This window comes from Nocardia alni, from assembly GCF_019038435.1.
Lineage (GTDB): Bacteria > Actinomycetota > Actinomycetes > Mycobacteriales > Mycobacteriaceae > Nocardia > Nocardia alni.
Genome location: NZ_JAGPOX010000048.1, coordinates 1 through 18372, shown reverse-complemented (window position 1 = coordinate 18372; position 18372 = coordinate 1). Strand labels below are relative to the sequence as shown.

General features: G+C 63.8%; 19 protein-coding genes, 1 tRNA gene and 1 pseudogene. 10 read left to right on the top strand and 11 right to left on the bottom strand.

Annotated elements, in window-relative coordinates; translation table 11 throughout:
• Positions 1-94 precede the first annotated feature (94 nt).
• The 3 genes from JZ791_RS19620 to JZ791_RS19610 are packed head-to-tail and all read left to right on the top strand — an operon-like array spanning position 95 to position 2795.
• Positions 95-1129 (top strand): 3-oxoacyl-[acyl-carrier-protein] synthase III C-terminal domain-containing protein, encoded by a 1035-nt coding sequence (locus JZ791_RS19620; protein ID WP_216896610.1) that lies wholly within the window; start codon positions 95-97, stop codon positions 1127-1129.
• Complete coding sequence (locus tag JZ791_RS19615; protein ID WP_216896609.1) at positions 1126-2523, top strand: class I adenylate-forming enzyme family protein; 1398 nt, start codon at positions 1126-1128, stop codon at positions 2521-2523. The genes JZ791_RS19620 and JZ791_RS19615 overlap by 4 nt, the downstream gene beginning before the upstream one ends.
• Positions 2520-2795, top strand: coding sequence for a phosphopantetheine-binding protein (locus JZ791_RS19610; RefSeq protein ID WP_216896608.1), 276 nt, complete (start codon positions 2520-2522; stop codon positions 2793-2795). Before JZ791_RS19615 ends, JZ791_RS19610 begins: the two co-directional genes overlap by 4 nt.
• A gap of 23 nt (positions 2796-2818) precedes the next feature.
• On the opposite strand, the gene JZ791_RS19605 is transcribed toward JZ791_RS19610, so the two are convergent.
• The 5 genes and pseudogenes from JZ791_RS19605 to JZ791_RS19585 all read right to left on the bottom strand — a co-directional run.
• Complete coding sequence (locus tag JZ791_RS19605; RefSeq protein ID WP_216896607.1) at positions 2819-3607, bottom strand: alpha/beta fold hydrolase; 789 nt, start codon at positions 3605-3607, stop codon at positions 2819-2821.
• 116 nt (positions 3608-3723) lie between these two features.
• Positions 3724-4698, bottom strand: coding sequence for an alpha/beta hydrolase (locus JZ791_RS19600; RefSeq protein WP_216896606.1), 975 nt, complete (start codon positions 4696-4698; stop codon positions 3724-3726).
• Between the two features lie 107 nt (positions 4699-4805).
• Positions 4806-5243 carry a PIN-like domain-containing protein gene (locus JZ791_RS19595; protein WP_216896605.1) on the bottom strand — a complete coding sequence of 146 codons (438 nt, stop codon included), beginning with the start codon at positions 5241-5243 and terminating at the stop codon, positions 4806-4808.
• Between the two features lie 4 nt (positions 5244-5247).
• Positions 5248-5964 carry a DUF433 domain-containing protein gene (locus JZ791_RS19590; RefSeq protein WP_216896604.1) on the bottom strand — a complete coding sequence of 239 codons (717 nt, stop codon included), beginning with the start codon at positions 5962-5964 and terminating at the stop codon, positions 5248-5250.
• 250 nt (positions 5965-6214) lie between these two features.
• Positions 6215-6355, bottom strand: a pseudogene (locus JZ791_RS19585) (MmyB family transcriptional regulator); the annotation flags it as partial.
• A gap of 199 nt (positions 6356-6554) precedes the next feature.
• Between JZ791_RS19585 and JZ791_RS19580 the strand changes: the two are divergent.
• Positions 6555-6977 carry a (R)-mandelonitrile lyase gene (locus JZ791_RS19580; protein ID WP_216896603.1) on the top strand — a complete coding sequence of 141 codons (423 nt, stop codon included), beginning with the start codon at positions 6555-6557 and terminating at the stop codon, positions 6975-6977.
• 51 nt (positions 6978-7028) lie between these two features.
• Positions 7029-7403, top strand: coding sequence for a DUF2255 family protein (locus JZ791_RS19575; RefSeq protein WP_216896602.1), 375 nt, complete (start codon positions 7029-7031; stop codon positions 7401-7403).
• Positions 7404-7799: 396 nt separating this feature from the next.
• On the opposite strand, the gene JZ791_RS19570 is transcribed toward JZ791_RS19575, so the two are convergent.
• Positions 7800-8420, bottom strand: a complete 621-nt coding sequence (locus JZ791_RS19570) for a TetR/AcrR family transcriptional regulator (protein WP_216896601.1) — start codon at positions 8418-8420, stop codon at positions 7800-7802.
• Positions 8421-8678: 258 nt separating this feature from the next.
• Between JZ791_RS19570 and JZ791_RS19565 the strand changes: the two genes are divergently transcribed.
• Complete coding sequence (locus JZ791_RS19565) at positions 8679-9497, top strand: tautomerase family protein (RefSeq protein ID WP_216896600.1); 819 nt, start codon at positions 8679-8681, stop codon at positions 9495-9497.
• 247 nt (positions 9498-9744) lie between these two features.
• Complete coding sequence (locus tag JZ791_RS19560) at positions 9745-12624, top strand: helix-turn-helix transcriptional regulator (RefSeq protein ID WP_216896599.1); 2880 nt, start codon at positions 9745-9747, stop codon at positions 12622-12624.
• 15 nt (positions 12625-12639) lie between these two features.
• On the opposite strand, the gene JZ791_RS19555 is transcribed toward JZ791_RS19560, so the two are convergent.
• Positions 12640-13845 carry a cytochrome P450 gene (locus tag JZ791_RS19555; protein ID WP_216896598.1) on the bottom strand — a complete coding sequence of 402 codons (1206 nt, stop codon included), beginning with the start codon at positions 13843-13845 and terminating at the stop codon, positions 12640-12642.
• Between the two features lie 280 nt (positions 13846-14125).
• Between JZ791_RS19555 and JZ791_RS45160 the strand changes: the two genes are divergently transcribed.
• Both JZ791_RS45160 and msrA read left to right on the top strand, forming a co-directional pair.
• A complete protein-coding gene (locus tag JZ791_RS45160; RefSeq protein WP_254205977.1) occupies positions 14126-14263 on the top strand; it encodes an ABC transporter ATP-binding protein in 138 nt (45 codons plus the stop codon).
• A gap of 180 nt (positions 14264-14443) precedes the next feature.
• Complete coding sequence (gene msrA / locus JZ791_RS19545) at positions 14444-14959, top strand: peptide-methionine (S)-S-oxide reductase MsrA (protein ID WP_216896596.1); 516 nt, start codon at positions 14444-14446, stop codon at positions 14957-14959.
• Positions 14960-15070: 111 nt separating this feature from the next.
• Here the strand turns inward: msrA and JZ791_RS19540 are convergent, their stop codons facing one another.
• Positions 15071-15940 carry a hypothetical protein gene (locus tag JZ791_RS19540; protein ID WP_216896595.1) on the bottom strand — a complete coding sequence of 290 codons (870 nt, stop codon included), beginning with the start codon at positions 15938-15940 and terminating at the stop codon, positions 15071-15073.
• Between the two features lie 212 nt (positions 15941-16152).
• On the opposite strand from JZ791_RS19540, the gene JZ791_RS19535 reads away from it, so the two are divergent.
• Entirely contained in the window at positions 16153-16470 is a 318-nt protein-coding gene (locus JZ791_RS19535; protein ID WP_216896594.1) for a hypothetical protein, read from the top strand.
• Between the two features lie 234 nt (positions 16471-16704).
• Here the strand turns inward: JZ791_RS19535 and JZ791_RS19530 are convergent, their stop codons facing one another.
• The 3 genes from JZ791_RS19530 to JZ791_RS19520 all read right to left on the bottom strand — a co-directional run bounded on the left by JZ791_RS19530 (position 16705) and on the right by JZ791_RS19520 (position 18091).
• Positions 16705-17226 (bottom strand): type II toxin-antitoxin system RelE family toxin, encoded by a 522-nt coding sequence (locus JZ791_RS19530; protein ID WP_216896593.1) that lies wholly within the window; start codon positions 17224-17226, stop codon positions 16705-16707.
• A gap of 4 nt (positions 17227-17230) precedes the next feature.
• A complete protein-coding gene (locus tag JZ791_RS19525; RefSeq protein ID WP_216896592.1) occupies positions 17231-17536 on the bottom strand; it encodes a type II toxin-antitoxin system Phd/YefM family antitoxin in 306 nt (101 codons plus the stop codon).
• A 482-nt stretch (positions 17537-18018) separates the two neighbouring features.
• A tRNA-Ala gene (locus JZ791_RS19520) sits at positions 18019-18091 on the bottom strand.
• Positions 18092-18372 lie beyond the last annotated feature (281 nt).

The following is an 18372-nucleotide window of genomic DNA, read 5'->3' as shown; positions in this document are numbered from 1 at the left end:
GTCTATATTTATCGCCGAACCGTAACGTAACGATCACCAATAGGCCTCTTTACGTGTCACCAACCCGCAAAGCGGTGTCGAAAGGCTGTGCGCCATGAGGATCGGCGCGGATATTCGCTTGGAAGCGGTCTCGGTCTGGATTCCTGAAGACCGCGAGCCGATCCCAGCTTCCAGCAAGGGACCCACCCTGCCCAGCGCGGGCCTACCGGTCCTGCGAGTCGAGTCCTTACCCGTCTCCCTGAAACTGGCCGCCCCGGAAATGGCCGTGCTCGCGGCACGCGACTGTCTGGGGCAGGCCGGCCAGGACCCGACGGAGTTGTACGCGCTGATCCACTCCCACGCTTATCACCAGGGCCATGATGTATGGCCGGTAGCGCACTACATCGCTCACCAGATCGGAGCGTCCGGCCGGACTCTGCCGCTGGCCATGCAGGGCCAGTTCTGCAATGGCGCCCTGACGTCCGTCGGCATGGGAGCATCAATGCTGCTGGCGGACACCACTGCCGAGACCGTTCTGCTGACCACCGCCGACCGGTTCTGTGCGCCCGGATGGGTCCGCTGGGAAGAGGGCCGACCGGGTGGATACGGCGACGGCGCCACCGCGGCACTGCTGAAGCGCGGCGGTTCCGGCAGTCTGCGGGTGCTGTCGGTGGCGCACTTCTCCGAGCCGCGCATGGAGAAGACGTTCCGCGGCGAGGAGGAATTCACCCCCGCACCGATGTGGAACAAGACGACCATCGAAGCCACGAGCATCGCCGAAATAGGCAGGCACAGGCCGTCTTTCGTGGCCCTGGCCGCGCTGCGCGACGGCACCCGGCACGGTGTGATCCAGGCCCTGCAGGATGCGCACATCGCCCCCGAGGACGATAGAATACGGTACGTAGTTCTCCCGCACATCGACCAAATGCTCATGGACATCATGTATTCCGGTGCTTACGCCGATATAACGCATGCGGAACTGCTGGTCTTCGGTGAGCACACCGGCCACCTCGGCCCCGGCGATCCGTTCGCGAATCTGGTGGAATTGCGGGAGCGAGGACTTCTTCATCCGGGCGAGATCATCCTGGTGTCGGGTATCGGTGCCGGATGGACCTGGTCGACCGCTGTAATCGAGGTGGTGGGGGCGTGAGTACCGGTGGGGAGAACAGGTGGTGGGGCCTGACATCGATGGCCGCCGCCGACCCCGAGACCGTCTGGGCCCGGGGCTCCCAGGAGATCACCTATGCGCGCCTGCGGCACGAGGTCGCTGCGGTACGCGACATCCTGACCGAGCATGGGATCGGCGCGGGAAGCGTTGTCGCCCTTCAGGTGACGCCCAGTTTCGGTATGCTGTGGTGGCTGTTCGGCCTCTGGGCCGAGGGCGCCCAGGCGCTGATTCTGGACGCCCGGATGACGGCCGCCGAGACTACCACCGTCCTGGATCATGTGCGGCCGAACTATGTCGTACGAGGTCACCTCGTCGCACCGGCCCTGACGGCCTTCGTCGACGATTGCGGCGAACTGTCGGTGGAGCGTCGCGACGATCCGATGCCCCGCGATCCGCGTGTCACAGTGATGATGTGTAGTTCAGGCACTACCGGAACACCCAAAGTCGTAGTACGCACCGGTGATTCGGTGCTGGCGGACATACGCCGGCATGCGGCGAACCCGGGCATGACGAGACCGGGTGAGCGCGTCTTTCTGCTGAGCCCGCCCACGCACGGATTCGGCCTGTTCTGCGGCGTACTGCTGACCCTCTACCTCGGGGGGTCGCTCGTCTTTCCCGACCGAGTACTTCCCGACGAGCTGATGGCACGCGCATGCGAGGCCGACGTCCAGGTGATCCTCGGTGTACCAGCACATTTCGGCCTGCTGAGCCAGGCAGGCGGAACGGACCGCCCTCGTTCGCTCAGACTGGCGGCATCCTGTGGCGATGTACTGCCCGACGCGGTGGCACAACGGTTCTCGGGCAGGTACGGCGTCCCCGCCGGACAGTTCTACGGAATGTCGGAGTTCGGCGTCATCGCCACGGATCTGGCCGGGGAGTTCACCTATCCGGAAGTCGGAAGGGTACTGCCCGGAATCGAGACCCGGATCGTCGACGGGGAGCTCTACATCGAGACGAAGGCCTCCCCGTACCTGGACGCCGAGTATCAGGACCGGTACGCGGACGGCTGGCTACGCACCTACGATCGTGCCGAGATCGCCCCCGGGACAAACGTATTGACGCTGCGAGGCAGAGCCGACTCGGTGCGCATCATCGGCGGCCTCAAGGTCGATCTCACCGAGATCGAGAGTGTGCTGCGTGCCCATCCCCAGGTCTCGGAAGCTCTCGCGTTGTTCCGTGCGGCGGAGAAGGACGGGCCGCCGCCGATGCTGGAGGCATACGTCGCCGCCGAAGCGGTGACCGAGCAGGAATTGACCGCGTGGTGCCGGGAACGGCTCAGCGCCTTCAAGGTACCCAGGCGGTGGCATATCGGAGCTGATATCCCGCGCACAGCAGTGGGTAAGGCCGACCGCAGCATGCCCACGGAGCCACGATGACCACTGGTCCCGGTCTCACGAAGGCCGATATTCGGACGCTCCTGTGGGATGTCACACGGCTCGGCGGCGAACTCGCTTCCACCGACGACGATCACCTCGACGACGCCGACCTGGCTCTGGACTCGCTGACCCTGACCTGGGTGATCGTCCGGCTCGAGCAGTACTCCGGCCGCACGACCAGTGCGGATTCGCTGTCCTTGGAGTCCTTGCACACGGTGAACGCCCTCTACGCATTCGCCACCGGCCGAAGTCAGGAAGGGCAACCGCAGTAGCCGGTCGCGGCATAACCGCACCTCTAGGAAGATTTCACTTCGTGGAGGTAAGCGGCGATAAGCCTGCGAGTGTCGCAGGACCCGACGATATCGAAGTGGCCGGTGCCCTCGACCAGTTCCAAGGTTGATCCGGGCCAGTTGGAGTGCAGATCCACAGCGTGTTCGGGTGGTATGAAGTCGTCGCTCGTACCGTGGATGACCAGTCCGGGCACATCGATCGTCTTGACGATCTCCTGCGGAGAGAACTCGGTCCAGACTCCGGGGCCGAGAAGCCTCTCGATTCTCGAGAACAGTTCCTCGACCAGGTGGGTGTCCACCTCGTGCAATTCGCCGAACTTCTCGATCACATACTTGTGCGAGCACGGCGCCGCAATCGAGACGAACGCCTCGGCACGCAGGTCGTCGTTCCATGCCCCGAATGCCCACAACGCGCCCACGGAATAGGCGACGATCGCATGCAGCTCGCCGAGCCGGGCGCCGACAGCGCGGATCACCTCACGTACTTCGACGGGGGTGACAGCACTGCCGGGGGCCTCCCCGTGGGCAGGGAGGTCGAACAACACCACCCGGTAATTCCGCTCCACGAGTTCGCGGGCAACCGGGAGCATGTTCCCCAAATTGGTGTGCAGCCCATGGACGAACAACACCGTCGGCCCGCTACCGCATTCGTAGTACTTGTACGGACTCCCATCGACCTCGACGGTGCGCGATCGACACTGATCGATGAACTCCTTCACCTCCGGATCGTGCGCGACCCTGATGATCTTCCAGTACCGTCGCTCGAGGCTTTCTATGTCGTTGTACCGACCCATGGCGATATTCCTAGCTCCGACCGAGGTTGTCGTCGACCGCGCCATAGTCTAGCCCGGATCGGCCGCGTCCGGAATCATTCGGCCCCAACGGATTACCGGCGCCGGCCGCACCGTGATCAAACGGCCCAGCACCGTGCCAGGAACAGCCGGATTTCACGGGTGCGCTCGTCGTCCTCAGGGGCGCGGCCGAGGAATCCGCCGTGGCTCGCGGCCTCCCAGACGTGCAGGTCGGCGGGAATATCGGCGGCACGCAGCGCGCGATGCAGGCGGACGGTATCTGAGAGCAGGACGTCGCGGGTACCGGACAGGAGAATGGCCGGCGGGAAGCCCTTGCCGAAGTCGCCGAACAGGGGTGACAGATACGGGTCGCGCAGGTCGTGGCCCGCGGCATACAGCAGCGGGGAAGGTGAAGGGGTCAGCAGGTTGTCCAGGCCGAGATTGGTCTGCCAGGTATCACCGGCCTCGGTGAGATCTGTTGCGGGCGTTGCCAAGACGACTCCGGCGGGCAGCGGAAGGCCCTCGTCGCGGGCGCGCAGCACGGTTGCGGCGGCCAGGTTCGCACCCGCGGACACCCCGCCCACGACGATCTCCCCCGGGTCGCGCTGCTCGAGCAGTGCCCGGTAAGCGGCAACGCAGTCATCGAGCGCGGCGGGAAACGGATGATCCGGCGGCATCCGGTAGTCGACCGACCACGACCGCGCCCCCACCCGGTGCGCATTGTCGATGCCACGCACCCGGCAGATCTCGCCACCGCCCTGAATGAACGCACCGCCGTGGATCTCGAGGTAAACACGGCGATCGCCGGGCGCGATGCCCTCGGGGGTTATCACGAAAACCCGGGCCCGCCCGACGGAAATCTCCTCGACCCCGGCGGGCGCGCCCGACCCCGGAGCCATCCGCAACGCCGTCCCGTCGAGTTCCGCGATCAACGTCCGCCAGGCGTCCGGATCATCCAGCCCAGGCCACTGCGGCGTCGGCGCCAGCGGCCCGAGCGCCAAAATGGCCTGGGCCTGCTCGCTGACCGAGGCCGGCACCGGGATCTCGCGGGTAGGCAAGCGCAGCACGGCCCGCCCATCACTGGTCGTCACCATCGACTCCTTGAAAATGACAATCTCGCCACCGAGAATATCAATCTGATCGAGAAGACTTCCGCACGGACACCAACCTGCCGGACTCGAGCGCATGCTGGCCGGTGACGTCACTTCGGTGGAGGATAGGCCAGCTTTACCCGGCGAAGGTTGTACGACGGATTCACAGACATCACATACGGTCCACTCGCTCTGGTCGCGGCGGCCAGGATCTTGGCTTCGTTCTCGAGAAACCATTGACACATCGCGCGTCCTGCCAAATTTGCCTTGGACAGGGCGAATACCCGCGCATTGGACATATAGATGACCTGTGCCTCGAGGGGGTTGTGGGCTATGGCCACATCCTTGCAAAGCAACACGTCACCAGCGAGAGTGGCCTCTTCGATCCATTGGGTGTCCGGGATATTTTGCGACTCCTCCTTTCCGTAGCGTTCGTCCATCGTTTCGAGGACCCACCCAGCTTGTCTGAGCGCATCAGGCACGATGCGTGAACCGAGGCCGCGGTCGAGAAAGAATCTGACTCCCGCTTCGGCTGCTTCCCCCGCCATAACCTCAGGCTGCCCGGAGTATCGCCTCGACCTGACTCGGGGTCAGGTCGTAGTCGTCTGCTATATCGTCGACCGGTTCATTGGCCCGCAGTCTGCTCGTGATGTCGACGACGCGAATACCACGGTCGGCCACGGTCGGCTGCCCGCCGTTGAGCCATGGGTCCACGATGACATTGACGTTCTTGTACTGTGCGAGTTCGATGGTCTTGGTCCACCCGTTCTCGTAGGTGACACGCTTCAGATAATCGCGAACTACTGGGCGAAATACCTGCTGGCCGCTGCGAATTACCACCAGCCCCTCGACTGTGTCGAGGTCTGCGGGGTTCCGGGAGTGTCGACCGAAGTCCCAGAGCACTTCCGCGCCGTCAGTTTGGAGTTGTTCGCTCGCAAGTGCTTGTGGCAGGCCGATGTGCTCCTGCAGCCACAGCACAGCGGGGCGGATGCGCTGCATGGGAAGACCGGCTGTGGTGAAGGCTGCAACGATGTACGCCTCGGCAAGACCGACGAACGGCACACTCCGACCTCGAGGGTGAGGCGGTTCTAGTGTGGTGACGATCGGTGGTGAGGCAACTTGCGAACCGTCGAGTCGCTTGTAGGCATAGCCGACCGACCAATTGCGGAACGTCTGGGCTGGCACATCAATAATGTGAGCCGCTTCGCTCTTGTGATATATCGGTGCCGTGTAGTGCGGGTCATTGACTACGCGATTGCTCAAAGCCACTCCCTCGCCTCCTTTCACGGTTGATCGTAGACGGAAGCGAACACACGCGGCCACAACCTTGGGGACCCGCACCCGTTGCTGGACGGACCGACGCCGCCCCTGATGTCGGGCGGCATCCCCGTCGAATTGCACGGCAATCCTGGCTACCCCACGGCTTCGACCAATTCGACCTCACTCCGAGTGGCGTCCATCGCGCCCGCGCCGACCGGCTGCGCGCTCTGGCGGCGATGTCGTCGGCGGCGCGATCTCAGTCGGCGAAGAACTCACGGGATGCGGGGTCGAGGTAGACGAAGCGGGCGTTGTTGGCGGGTCGGCGGGGATCGGCCAGCATGGGCGCGTAGAGGGCGCGAGCGAGATGGTTGGCGGCGAGCAGATCGTGACGGGCGAACCGACTCAGGGAGGTACTGGGATTACCCGGAACAGGCGTCACTCCCGCGCGCGGCGGAACCGGCGTGTACTCGACCTGTGACCGCGACACGGCCCCGCGGCGTGTCAGCATGCAGCCGTTTCGTACCACTACGCGCCCGATACAGCCACACTGTAAGTAACCAGAAATTAGCTGCACGGGTCATAAGGAAGGAGACGAGGACATGGAGAAAATACCGACCCCGGCCACGCAGAAAGGCCCGAGCGAGTGGTTTACCGGCGAGGTCTGGTTCGACCAGATCTACCGGGGACAAGAGCCGTCGCGAGCCCGGGTCAACGCTGTCCGCTTCGCCCCCTGTGCCCACACCGCCTGGCACACCCACGCCGTCGGGCAGACCCTGCACGTCACCGAGGGCATCGGACTGGTGGCCACCCGGGACGGCCAGGTCATCGTGATGCGTCCCGGCGACACCGTCTACACCCCGCCTGGTGAATGGCATTGGCACGGCGCCACCACCGAGCACTTCATGACTCATCTGGCGATCTGGGAGGGCACCGGCGATCCGAACGCTCCGGAAACCACCTGGGGCGAACACGTCACCGACGACGAGTACGCCCGCGCCGACCGGCAGCGCGCCCGCCCCTGATCCGCAGCTCTGACATCAACTCCCCCAACCGATTTCGAAGGAGTGATCCACATGACCGCATGGAGCCCGGACCAACTCGACATCATCGACCGGATCGACGAGATCGAGATCTCCTCCCGCCGTTCCGACGGAACGCTGACCAAGCCCCGAATCATCTGGGCGGTCCGCGACGGCGGTGAGGTCTACATCCGATCCGTCAACGGCCCCACCGCCACCTGGTATCGGAGCACCCGCCGACTTCACGAAGGCCACCTCCACACCGACGGTCTCGATACCGACGTCACATTCGTCGACGCCGCCTCCACGGCCGACGACCGCATCGACGCCGCCTACCGCACCAAATACCACCGCTACGCCGCCCCGATCATCGACTCCATCAACAGCACGCAGGCGGCGGGCACCACCATGCGTGTAGTGCCTCGCTAGGAAGGGATTCCATGGAATACCCTGGCTCGGCCGCACAGGCGTGCGGGTCGGCCCACCCGTCGCCGGTAGGCGGCCTACGCACCCCTATCCATTTGCCCGGGTCCGGCTGACTTCGCGGCGGCGGTTGTGCCAGTCGTGCATACAACCTGTTTAATACGAGCCCGCGGCCCAGGCTGCCGATATGCGACGTCTACACTGACGATTTGCGGCTCCCAGGCTGACGAATTGCGACCGTTCAGCGTCGATACCCACAGCTCCTGATACGCAGTCAGCACCTGCCGGACAGCGTCTGTTACCGGCGTCCTCCGTGAGTACGGTCTGAATCCCGTTACGGCTGAATCTGCGCCGTATCAGCCCCCTCAGACCCGCCGTTCCGGCCGAGCCCGCGTCGAACGATCAGACCCGAGATCCTCCCGTACCCTGACGGCCGGAACTCCTGGGCGCGACGCTCGCCGCATACTGGGTCATCACGGCTTGCACGGCGTCGTACGGGGCCGGGCTGCGCTGGGCGCGGGCGGTCACCATCGCGCCCTCGACGCCTGCGATCACGGCGTCCGCGAGCGTGCGGGCGGTGGGGCGCTCGAGGCCGAACGCTACGAAGTGGTAGGCGAGTCGATCGGCCATTTCGGTGAACGATTGGCGGCTCACCTCGGCTACTTCGTTCGAGTCTCGGGCGGCGCCTTCGATCACCAGTGGGGCGATTCCGCAGCCGCGTGAATAATCGCTGGCCACCATGCCTTCGCGGCCGCGGTCCACGTAGATCTCGATGAGCCGTGTCGCGCTGTCCGCCTGGTCGGCGGCGCGGTCGATTATCTCCACTTGCTCGTGCGCGTGTGCGGCGGCCGCCTCGATCGCCAGTTGCGCTTTGCCGCCCGGGAAATGGTGGTAGGCCGAGCCGCGAGGAGCACCGCTGAGCTCGAGGACGTCGGAGAAGGCCGTCGCGTTGTAGCCGCGCTCGCGGATGAGCTGTTTGGCGGCCTGCACCATCTTCTGTTTTGCGTCCGACCGTCGCCCCATCGCTGTGTCGTCCCGTCATCAGTAATGAATGTATGCCAGCCTACATAATATCAGGAGTTCAAACTCCGTTACGAAGGCACCAAACGTTCGATCTTTACCGAGAATCACCTGAATCGTCAAGTAGAGGCTACAGGATCATGCGGCCGCGCGGCCCTCTTCGCTCATCAACTATGTATGATGACCTACATAGTATAAGAAGCCTGCTCAGGCCGACCAGCTGCAAGGTCGGCCTGGACCAGCCCCCAGACAGGACGCATCATGCCTTTCGTCGACATCTCACTGGCCCGCGGCAAGTCACCCGAGCACATCCGAGCGGTTTCCCGGGCGGTGCACGACGCACTGGTCTCCGAGCTCAACATGAAGCCGGACGACGACTTCCAGCTCATCCACGAATTCGAGCAGGGCACGATGGTGTTCCCCCGCGAGTTCCGAGGCGGTCCGCGCTCGCAGGACTGGACCGTCATCCGCATCACCGACGGCCTCGAGCGCGGCCCGAAGGCCAAGCGCCGCTTCTATACAACGCTGGTACACCTGCTCAACGTCGACCCGGGCATCAGCCCGGCGGACGTCTTCGTGATGATGACACTCACACCGCCGGAGAACTTCTCCTTCGCCGACGGCGTCATCGGGACCGACATGGTCGCGATCGAGGCACTCGACGCCGCAACCGACAAACCCGGCTCACGGCAGGTGTACACGAAGGACGAGATGGCCTATGCCATAACGGAACTGTTCGCGCGCCGCGACAGTAGCCGCATTCTGCCGATACTCCGGGACGACTTCGTCATGTCGCTCCCCGAATCGCTGCCCTACGGCGGCGATTACACCGGCCGCGAAACCTTCGAGGACTTCTTCGCGAAGACGCCCGGTGGAATGGAGGTGTGGGACTCGTTCAGCAGCCAGGTCGACCAGGTGATCGAGGCCGAAGAGTATTTCGCGGTCCAGCTGACCAACACGGCGGTCCCCAAGGCGACCGGCGTTCCGGTGGTGTTCCACAACCTCTGGCTGTTCGAGGTCGCCAACGGTCGCCTCGCCCACACCCGGCTGTACGCCGACACGGCACAGATTCGCAGCTGATCTGTCCGGACAGCCCAGATCCCAGGGCACAACGCATATCGTTTCCGACACTTGGATTCGCACGGCAACCGTTCTAGTCTTCTCGTTACGGCACACAGGCCGGAGCCGAGGCCCCCTTCGGTGCGCCACGGGCCGCGAACTCACGGCCGCAGCCACTTCAGTCTCACCGTGGAGTTGTCGTGCCAACTATCGAAACACCCGAAATCCATCGATCCGAGACGGTCGAACTCACAGCTTCGCTGTACTCATGACGCCTCGCGAGCGACCGACGGCGGGCACACCCTCGACCGATTTTCTTTCAACTGTGGCAAGCCCCAGACCAGCCCCGTTCGTCGGCCGACAGGACGAGTTCAACCGGATAGCGCATTCGGTCGAAGAGGCAGTCGCCGGTCACGGCGTCGTAGTAGTGGTCGAGGGGGAACCCGGGATCGGTAAGACCGCGTTGCTGGATGCGGTGAGGAGGCATTTCCGTTCGCGAAAGGTGAAGATCTTGTCAGGGCGGGGCGCCCTGATCGAAAACCAGGTGCCGTTCACCGCGATCGCCTCGTGCTTCGAGTCGAAGAGCCCATCCGAAGACGTTTTGATGGACCGAGCGCGGGCCCTGCTGCGCAGCGAAGGCCCGGCTGAAGGAGCCGCCAGTCGCGAATTCGCGGTCAGTGAGGCTTTGCTGACAGTGATCGACGGTTTGTGCGCGCGAGGTCCGGTGGCGCTGGCAGTGGACGACCTTCAGTGGGCCGACGCCGCCAGTCTGCTGGTGATACGACGGTTGGCCGCCGGGATCACGCAGCTTCCATTGCTCATGCTCGTCGCAGTGCGACCGGTTCCACGCGACGAATCATTGGCCGCGGTGTTACGGGAGCTCGGCGAGTCCGGCGCGACGTGGCTGCGGCTGAACCCGTTGGACGAGCCTGCCGTGGCGGCCCTTACCGAAGACGTAGCCGGCGCACCCGCGGGGCCCGGATTGCGTACGATCGTCGCCACCGCGGGCGGTAATCCACTCTATGTGACCGAATTGGTGGCGGGGCTGCGGCAAGCAGGAGAAATACTGCTCAGTGAGGGGATCGCCGAGCAGATCGGCACATCCGTGGATGGCGAGGACGCGACGATCACCCTTCCGCGGACACTGACCGACACAATCCTGCGTCGGTTGGACTTTCTGCCGGTCGCCGCTCGCCAAATCCTGTCCATGGCCGCCGCACTGGGGCCAGAGATCGAGGCCTACGAGCTCTCGACAGTTCTGGGCGTGTCCGTGCTCGAGGTGTGGAACGCAGTCAGCCTAGCGTTGGAAACCGGCCTGCTGGCGCACACTGAACACCGGCTCGGATTCCGTCACGACCTCATACGGCAAGCCTTCGCGAGGCAGGTGCCGGACGACACCCGACGGGCTCTTCAGGCCCGTGCGGCGCACGCACTCATCGAAACCGGCGCCTCGGCCGAAAACATCGCACTATTCCTGGTCGCCTCCCGCACCACTCTCGACCAGCCCTGCCTGACCTGGCTCACCCGGGACGCCGACACACTGATCGTGCGCGCCCCCGACCTTGCCGTCAGCTTGCTCGACTCCGCCCTGACCACTGCCCGTCTCCCAAAAGCGGCCCGCGCAGCGCTGTGCCTACACCAAGTGCGGGCCCTGCTGTGGTCCGGCCGGGCCGCACGAGCCGAAGCCGCGGCGAGGACAGCCCTGGCTGCCCATTCCCTCGACCCAACAGCTGACGGCGCCTTGCGCTGGCTGCTCGCGCAGGCCTGCCACGGGCAGGGGCGCCTCCGCGACGCCATCACCGAGTCCCGTAACGCGCTTGCGCTGCCATCGCTCGCCCCGCAGGAGCAGGGCCAGATCCACGGCTTCATGGCGTTGACGTATTGTTTCCTCGAGGATTTCACCGCCGCGGAAAAAGCCGCGGAAAAAGCCATCTCGATCGGCAGAATCCACGACGATCCGGTGGCCGGTGGCTTCGGATACATGGGGCTCGGCGGATTCCGGCTATGCAACGGCCAACTCGACGATGCCTTGACGATGGCCGATAAAGTGATCGACGCGTACAACACGGGCGTACAAGCCGGAAAACGCTTCGACCAATTCGACCCTTATCTACTGCGCAGCCACTGCCTGATAGAACTGGACAGAACCGAAGACGCGCACGCCGCACTAGACGCCGCGAACCGCTTCTGTCTGGACAATCACGGCACATATCTCGCGCCGAACCTGCTCGCTCGCGCGCGCCTGATGTATGTCACCGGCGACTGGGATGATGCGCTCGCCGAACTCGATGCACTGCATGAAGCCCCCGATACTCTTGGTTATGACGCACCGGGCCAGACCCTCGCCGCCATCATTCACATGCGGCGTGGCCAGATCACCGAGCGCCCGACGATCCCGGCGCAAGACAGCAGTATGGGCGCCCGCGCGCATTCCCACTTTCATCCGTGGGCCCATGCGCTCATAGCGGAGGCCGAAGAGGACGCCGGCGCATCGGCTCATGTCCTGGTCGATATTATTTGTCAACCCGCGCCGGTGCTCAATGTCTTCTTGCACCACGCCATCCCCGATGCCGCGCGGCTGGTGTACTCGATAGGCGACCGTGCTGGACTTGAAATCGTCACTGCCAAGGCTGACGCGATCGCGGAAGTACAGTCCACTCCCAGTCGCCGGGGCGCGGCGCTGCTGTGCCATGGTCTGCTCGAGAACCGGCCGGACCTGCTCGCGGAAGCCACCCAGCAGTTCCGCCAGGCCGGTTACCGCCTGCTCGAGGCTCAAACGCAGGAAAATCTTGCGGTGCTTCTGGCAGCTGACGGTCAGACCGGCCCGGCGCGCGAAACCATGGAAGCCGCGATCGAACTCTACGACCAGTTCGGCGCGGAAACCGATTCGGCCCGCACGCTTTCCCGGCTACGCCGCCTCGGGGTCCGCCGTGGAACCCGAGGATCCCGTCAGCGTCCCAAAACCGGACTCGCCGCCCTGACTGTCACGGAGCAGAAGGTGGCAAAATTCGTGGCCCTCGGTATGTCCAACTCCGATATCGCCACACAGATGTACCTTTCCCGACGCACCGTGCAAACGCACGTCTCCAACATCCTCAACAAACTCGACCTGCGGTCCCGCATCCAAATTGCCATCAGCCTGGGCTGAACGTTCGCGGCTCTTCTACCAGGTCAACCTCAGTTGTTCGAGTCCGTAGATGGTTCCGTGCTGCATCAAGGGAGGCTGGTCGTCGGTCAACCGATAGTCGGGGATGCGCGCGTGCCACTCCTGCATTGCCACGTTGAGCTCGAGCCGTGCCAAATGAGACCCGACACAGCGATGGGGCCCGGATCCGAATGCGATATGGCTACTTGCCGCCCGATCGACATCGACTTCTTGTGGATTGTCGTATCGCGCGGGGTCCCGATTGGCGACGGACAGCGGCAGCAGCACCATATCGCCGGCCTTTATCGGACAACCACCCAGAGTAGCTTCCGTAGTCGCCCGGCGGGCCGGGTTGACGAAGGCATAGACGCGAAGCATTTCTTCCACCAGGCGCGACACCGAAGAAGGGTCGGAGTTGATGAGCGCGCGGTCAGCGGGATGAGTCGCAAGGTGATAGAAGCTGTAGCCCAGTTGAATGGGGACGGTGTCGATACCCGCCAGGAACATCAACGTGCAGAACGACAACAAATCCTCGTCTCGCGCCGGCTCGCCCTTGATTGTCCAGCCGATGGCCTTCGACAGGAGATCGTCACCCGGATATTCACGCCGCTCGGCTATCCGCGCAAGAAAATACTCGGCCTCGGCTTCCATCGCCGCCGCCATCTTACTGCGATCGGGATCATCGTCGATGCTTTGATGTAAAATCACGGCTGTCCATTCCAGGAACTGAGCCGTGTCCTCGTCCGGGAATCCCATCACACGCATGAATATCGTCGTCGGCAACAGCCGTGCGAAATTATCGAGAACATCGCACTCCCCGCGGTCGACTATCTGCTCGATGAGATTCCTCGCGGTCTGCCGGATCTCTTCTTCTCGACGAGCCGCGGCAGCATGGGAAAACTCCTCGGCGAGCGGGATCCGCCACTCCCGGTGCTCCGGCGGATCAAGCATCTCGGGAATCCATTGATAGGCAGGCTCGGGATCGAATACGATACTGGCCTTGCTGGAGAAAGTATTCCAATCCTGCAGCGCCCGCCGGACATCGCTGCCGTCGGTAACCACCCAGAAGCCAGGCTCCACGCTACTGCGAAATCCGGTGTGTCTCCGGACGAAATGATCCCACACATGCTGGTGCGACATTACCGGTCCGCGGGCGGAGTCGTCGAAGCGGTAGATCGGCACTCCCGCTTCGGTGGTTCCTTCAAGTTTCGGCACAGAGTCCATGAGATCCTCCGGTTCGGTTATGACCTCCAGCGTGCACAATCGCCGTCCGGCTAACATCCGCCGCGCGACGTAGGGCGAAACGGCTCACCGACCGCCGTGTAGCGATCCGATCGTGCCTGGCCTGCGGCTGCCGGCAATTCGTCGTTGCCGCCGTCGCGGGATGACGATCCGGGCCGCGAATCCCCGGAGTGCGTGGTCGACGGCACCCGCCTCTCGCTCGGCATCGGCCTCGGGCCCTCACGGCATATGTTTTCCAATCGATCTGGGGGTCATCCATCACATGAGCGACCGCATGCTCGTCATGAAGGGCGGGAAGGTCGTCGAGGAGGGTGGCGCCGAGGAGATCTTCGAGCGCCCGCGACACTCATACACACAGGCCCTGCTCACAGCACTTCCCCGACTCGAGGTGGCACGGTAACCGTTTGTATTCGCACGGCAACCGTTCTGGTCTTCCCGTAAAGGGCCACAGAGTCAGGTTTTCACGGTCGCCCGCGCGATACGGTGGTGATCCGAACCGACGGCGCGGGTGGAACTTTTCAGGGCCGGGTGCGAGTTGAACAGGTGGCAGATGCAGTGAACTCTTCATGAAGGAGAAGGTGTGACGGACACCAGGACCGCGATATTGGCCGGCGGCTGCTTCTGGGGCATGCAGGACCTCATCCGCAAGCAGCCAGGAGTGGTGTCGACGCGCGTCGGCTACACCGGAGGGCTCAACGACAACCCCACCTACCGCAACCACCCCGGTCACGCCGAGGCGATCGAGATCGTCTACGACCCGGCACAGACCGACTACCGGGCTCTGCTGGAATTCTTCTTCCAGATCCACGACCCGACCACGAAGGACCGTCAGGGCAACGATACCGGCACCAGCTACCGATCGGCGATCTTCACCCTCGACGACGAGCAGAAGCGCGTCGCGGTGGACACCATCGCCGATGTCGAGGCGTCGGGCCTGTGGCCGGGCCCGGTTGTCACCGAGGTGACCCCAGCGACCGACTTCTGGCAGGCCGAGCCCGAACACCAGGACTACCTGCAGCACTACCCGAACGGCTACACCTGCCACTACCCACGCCCCGGCTGGCAACTGCCGAAGCGCCAGTCCGCCGCACAGTAGACCGGGTCCAGATCGAGTAGGGGCCGAAAGGCCCCCACGCGATCACGAAAAAGAGGCGGGCGTGCAAGCCATCGGACATGGTCGTTCCATGACCGATCTCGAGTCAAAGACTCATCGCGACAACAGAGTTGCGTCCATGAACACCACGGCGCGGTGGTCATACCCTTGTCCGTCCGCCGACTCGTCCACCTCGAAAACAGCGGTTGTCAGCCTCTCCCGTACCACGTACTGGTTGGGTTCGACGAGGTCGAGAATGACCAGTTCGGCATTCTGCTCACCTCCCATGTCCCAGACCAGCGCGGCCCGAGCCTCCTGATACGACAAGGACGACTTGGCCCGCGGGAGAGCATCAGCGGCCACGACGATGCGTTGTGGCCAATCAATCGCACCGCATTCTTGGATGCGGTCCCAGAACTCGCGCCACTGAACCAGCGGACGCGAAGGGGTTGCGGCCCAGTGGACGATGCGGGTCCGCTTCGATGGATCTACGTCGATAGTCAGCAACCGCTCCCGGACGCCGAGATTCGGGGATCCATGACGCTTCAGTGGCCCGGCGAGAACTTTCGCTACGTCTCTCGCCGGCATCGCCACCGTCCAGTTTGCGAACCACCAATTGGAGCCGCTCCGCCTGAATGCCAAGTCCGTGACGTGCATTCCGCGACGTCTCGCGAACGTGTCGAGACTCCCTGACCAGTTGGGTATCGGGAAAACGTAGAACGGCTGCAGTCCAAGCGGATGGTTGACGTAGTTCCAGAGCTGTCCGAGGTCGATGTCGATGTGGTGACGATTCGGATTGCCCCCCGTCGTCGTGGTCGTCTTCAACTCGAACGAGACGGCCTTGCCTGGTCGTCGTGGAAGTCCTCCCGTCAACACGTCCGCCCCGAACGCGGGCCACCACAACAGTGCCTTCGAACGAAACCTATACAAAATGTATTGACTCACCCAGTGCTCAAAAGTCTTCTCCGGCACAGACACAGACATCCGCTGATGCTATAAGGCAGCCCCAACCCATAACGATTCAGAGCTTCAAGCCCTGGACATGCCAGGAACGGGGCCGGGCGCTCGATCGCAAGACTGTCGACCTCATCCGGCATCATGACCGGCGTGCCAGAGGCGCGCTGGCATCGGATGATCGTCGCCCGCGTAGCCGAAACTCGTGCCGGGCCTGCCATCACCTACCGGGGTGCTGGCGCATGATTCGCTGCGCCCGCATCGCCGTACTGCCCGTCGAACTGAACTCCGGCACGCACCAGGTGAGCGTCGCCAATCGGATCGATGGCACACATCTGGCCGCGAATATCAGCGCCCGCGACATCGGCTACTGGCAACTCACCTCACCGCGACAACGCAGCATCGGCGCCGGTATGGGTATCGGTGGCGCGGTCGGTGCCATCGGCGGGCTGATCGTCGGCGGCGCGGCCGGCGCCGCAGTCCCCAACTCGGACGTTCCAGATCAGTGGGAGTACCAGCAGGAATGCCACTACTACGACGACTACGACTACTGCTGGTGAACCCCATGGCCGCCGTGATCGCCCCGACAGCCGCCACAGCGGCAATATTCACCGGGAACGGCGTCGGCCGACACCTCCAGCTTCCTGTCCGACCTGGACGATCTCGGCGATCAATGTAGGAGTGGCCGACCGCGAAACCGCCTCGGCCAGCCCGAGGCGGCTTGTCGGTGGCGCCAGCCACCAGCCGCCGGATCGTGGCATCGGTGGCGAGCGCACCTCTCCGACGAGAGACAGCTACCTCGATGGCCGCGAGGTGTATTCGGCCCAGCAGTCGACGGCCTGCTCGAGGCCCAGTGCCGCGACCTCGGCAGGAGCCATGCCGACCGTGTGGATCAGTCGCTGTGCGAGCCAATCCGGGACGGGCTCGCGGATCGGTGCCGGTGGGATACCGAGTGATTCGGCATTGCGGCCGAGTCGTTCGACTACGTCGCCGAGTTTGCTGAATTCCGGTAGCCGACTGGCGGCTGCGACGATGCGGGCGGTCGCTTCCGCGTAGACCTCGGAGTCCGCGCGTGCTCCGATTGTCCAGATCTCGCAGATCTCGATCGTCTGCTGGTCGACGACCCGGTACACGATCCGCCACGTGTTGCGGCCGACGACAAGCTTGCGGAACCCGGTCAGTTCGCCACCGAGTGGATAGCCGGCTTGCGGTGAATCCAGTAGCAGCAGCACCTTTTTCAGGACTTTGGGCACGGCGTCGGGGCCGAGCTTCCGGAGGTCGTCGATCGCCGCATCGGTGAAGAGGACTTCGACCATCGGCTTACTCGTCGTCGAGTTCGGCGAGGGACTCCCTCGTGTGACCGAAGGCTCCGAGCACCGCATTCAGTGATGTTCGATTCCCACTGTCAGTCGCGGTCCGCGCGAGCACCAGCGCGAGATCACGCAAATCGGACTCCGCACGATCCAACTCCGCGAGCCGATCCATACTGACCACGGCCGCAACCGGCCGGTGATGACGAGTGACCACCAGATCGGCGCCATGTTCGGCATCCGCGACCAGCCCGGCCACACCCCGCTGCGCCGCGTCGGAAACGCTGATCTCATACGTGTTGCGCAGGATGGACATACCAGAAACTATACAGAATCCTAGCTAGATTCTCTCCATCGTGTTGCCGTCGGGCGCCCCTTCGGCCCGACGGAGCAGGCCCAGCGCGGCCGACACCAGAAACACTCGACCCGCCCATCGCTGCGCCCCTACTACTCATATACCGCTGAAGCAATCAACCTAAATCATAGATCGCCATTTTAGGTTGATTGACGCTCGACGGACCGGCAAGGATCTCAAGCGGCTACGCCACCCAGCAGTCGACCCGAATCATCGCCAACGGACAGCCCCATCTGCTGGCCATATACACATGACACGAAGGCGCCTGAGCGCTCTCGGCAACCCGCCCAAGTCTCACCAATAGGCCAGCAGAACCTACAGCGGCTAGCTCCGCGCCCGGCCGGAACGGACATACGAAACCGAAACTGCGGAGTTCCCGTGGGGCTGAGCCAAACAAAGCAGGTCAGGACCGATATAATATCGGCCCTGACCTGTGGTTTTTGTGGAGCTAAGGGGACTCGAACCCCTGACCCCCACACTGCCAGTGTGGTGCGCTACCAGCTGCGCCATAGCCCCGTGCTGTTTGCCAGCCGGGTGTTCCCCTTCGGCTTGCACGAAGTTACACTACCCCGCCTTTTGCTACCAAATCGCCTGGATAACGGGGTGGTGGAACATAGGTTCGAAGAGGTAGGCTCGAACACATGTTCGATGGCAGAGAGCTTCAGGCGATGAGTGACGAGGGGCTGATCGATGCGCTGCAGCGGGCACACGGGGCGGCGGCGTTCGCGCAGGCGGCCGAGGTGCGGGCCGTGCGGGAGTTGTATCGGCGGCGGGCGGGGGATGAGGCCGGTGGGGAG

Coding starts and splice junctions, on each gene's coding strand:
- JZ791_RS19530 (WP_216896593.1), bottom strand. CDS start 17,226: ATGGTCGAAGTCCTCTTCACCGATGCGGCGATCGACGACCTCCGGAAG.
- JZ791_RS19555 (WP_216896598.1), bottom strand. CDS start 13,845: ATGGACTCTGTGCCGAAACTTGAAGGAACCACCGAAGCGGGAGTGCCG.
- JZ791_RS45160 (WP_254205977.1), top strand. CDS start 14,126: ATGAGCGACCGCATGCTCGTCATGAAGGGCGGGAAGGTCGTCGAGGAG.
- JZ791_RS19600 (WP_216896606.1), bottom strand. CDS start 4,698: ATGGTGACGACCAGTGATGGGCGGGCCGTGCTGCGCTTGCCTACCCGC.
- JZ791_RS19580 (WP_216896603.1), top strand. CDS start 6,555: ATGGAGAAAATACCGACCCCGGCCACGCAGAAAGGCCCGAGCGAGTGG.
- JZ791_RS19595 (WP_216896605.1), bottom strand. CDS start 5,243: ATGGCGGGGGAAGCAGCCGAAGCGGGAGTCAGATTCTTTCTCGACCGC.
- JZ791_RS19525 (WP_216896592.1), bottom strand. CDS start 17,536: ATGTCCATCCTGCGCAACACGTATGAGATCAGCGTTTCCGACGCGGCG.
- JZ791_RS19560 (WP_216896599.1), top strand. CDS start 9,745: ATGACGCCTCGCGAGCGACCGACGGCGGGCACACCCTCGACCGATTTT.
- JZ791_RS19575 (WP_216896602.1), top strand. CDS start 7,029: ATGACCGCATGGAGCCCGGACCAACTCGACATCATCGACCGGATCGAC.
- JZ791_RS19535 (WP_216896594.1), top strand. CDS start 16,153: ATGATTCGCTGCGCCCGCATCGCCGTACTGCCCGTCGAACTGAACTCC.
- JZ791_RS19610 (WP_216896608.1), top strand. CDS start 2,520: ATGACCACTGGTCCCGGTCTCACGAAGGCCGATATTCGGACGCTCCTG.
- JZ791_RS19540 (WP_216896595.1), bottom strand. CDS start 15,940: ATGTCTGTGTCTGTGCCGGAGAAGACTTTTGAGCACTGGGTGAGTCAA.
- JZ791_RS19565 (WP_216896600.1), top strand. CDS start 8,679: ATGCCTTTCGTCGACATCTCACTGGCCCGCGGCAAGTCACCCGAGCAC.
- JZ791_RS19605 (WP_216896607.1), bottom strand. CDS start 3,607: ATGGGTCGGTACAACGACATAGAAAGCCTCGAGCGACGGTACTGGAAG.
- JZ791_RS19620 (WP_216896610.1), top strand. CDS start 95: ATGAGGATCGGCGCGGATATTCGCTTGGAAGCGGTCTCGGTCTGGATT.
- JZ791_RS19570 (WP_216896601.1), bottom strand. CDS start 8,420: ATGGGGCGACGGTCGGACGCAAAACAGAAGATGGTGCAGGCCGCCAAA.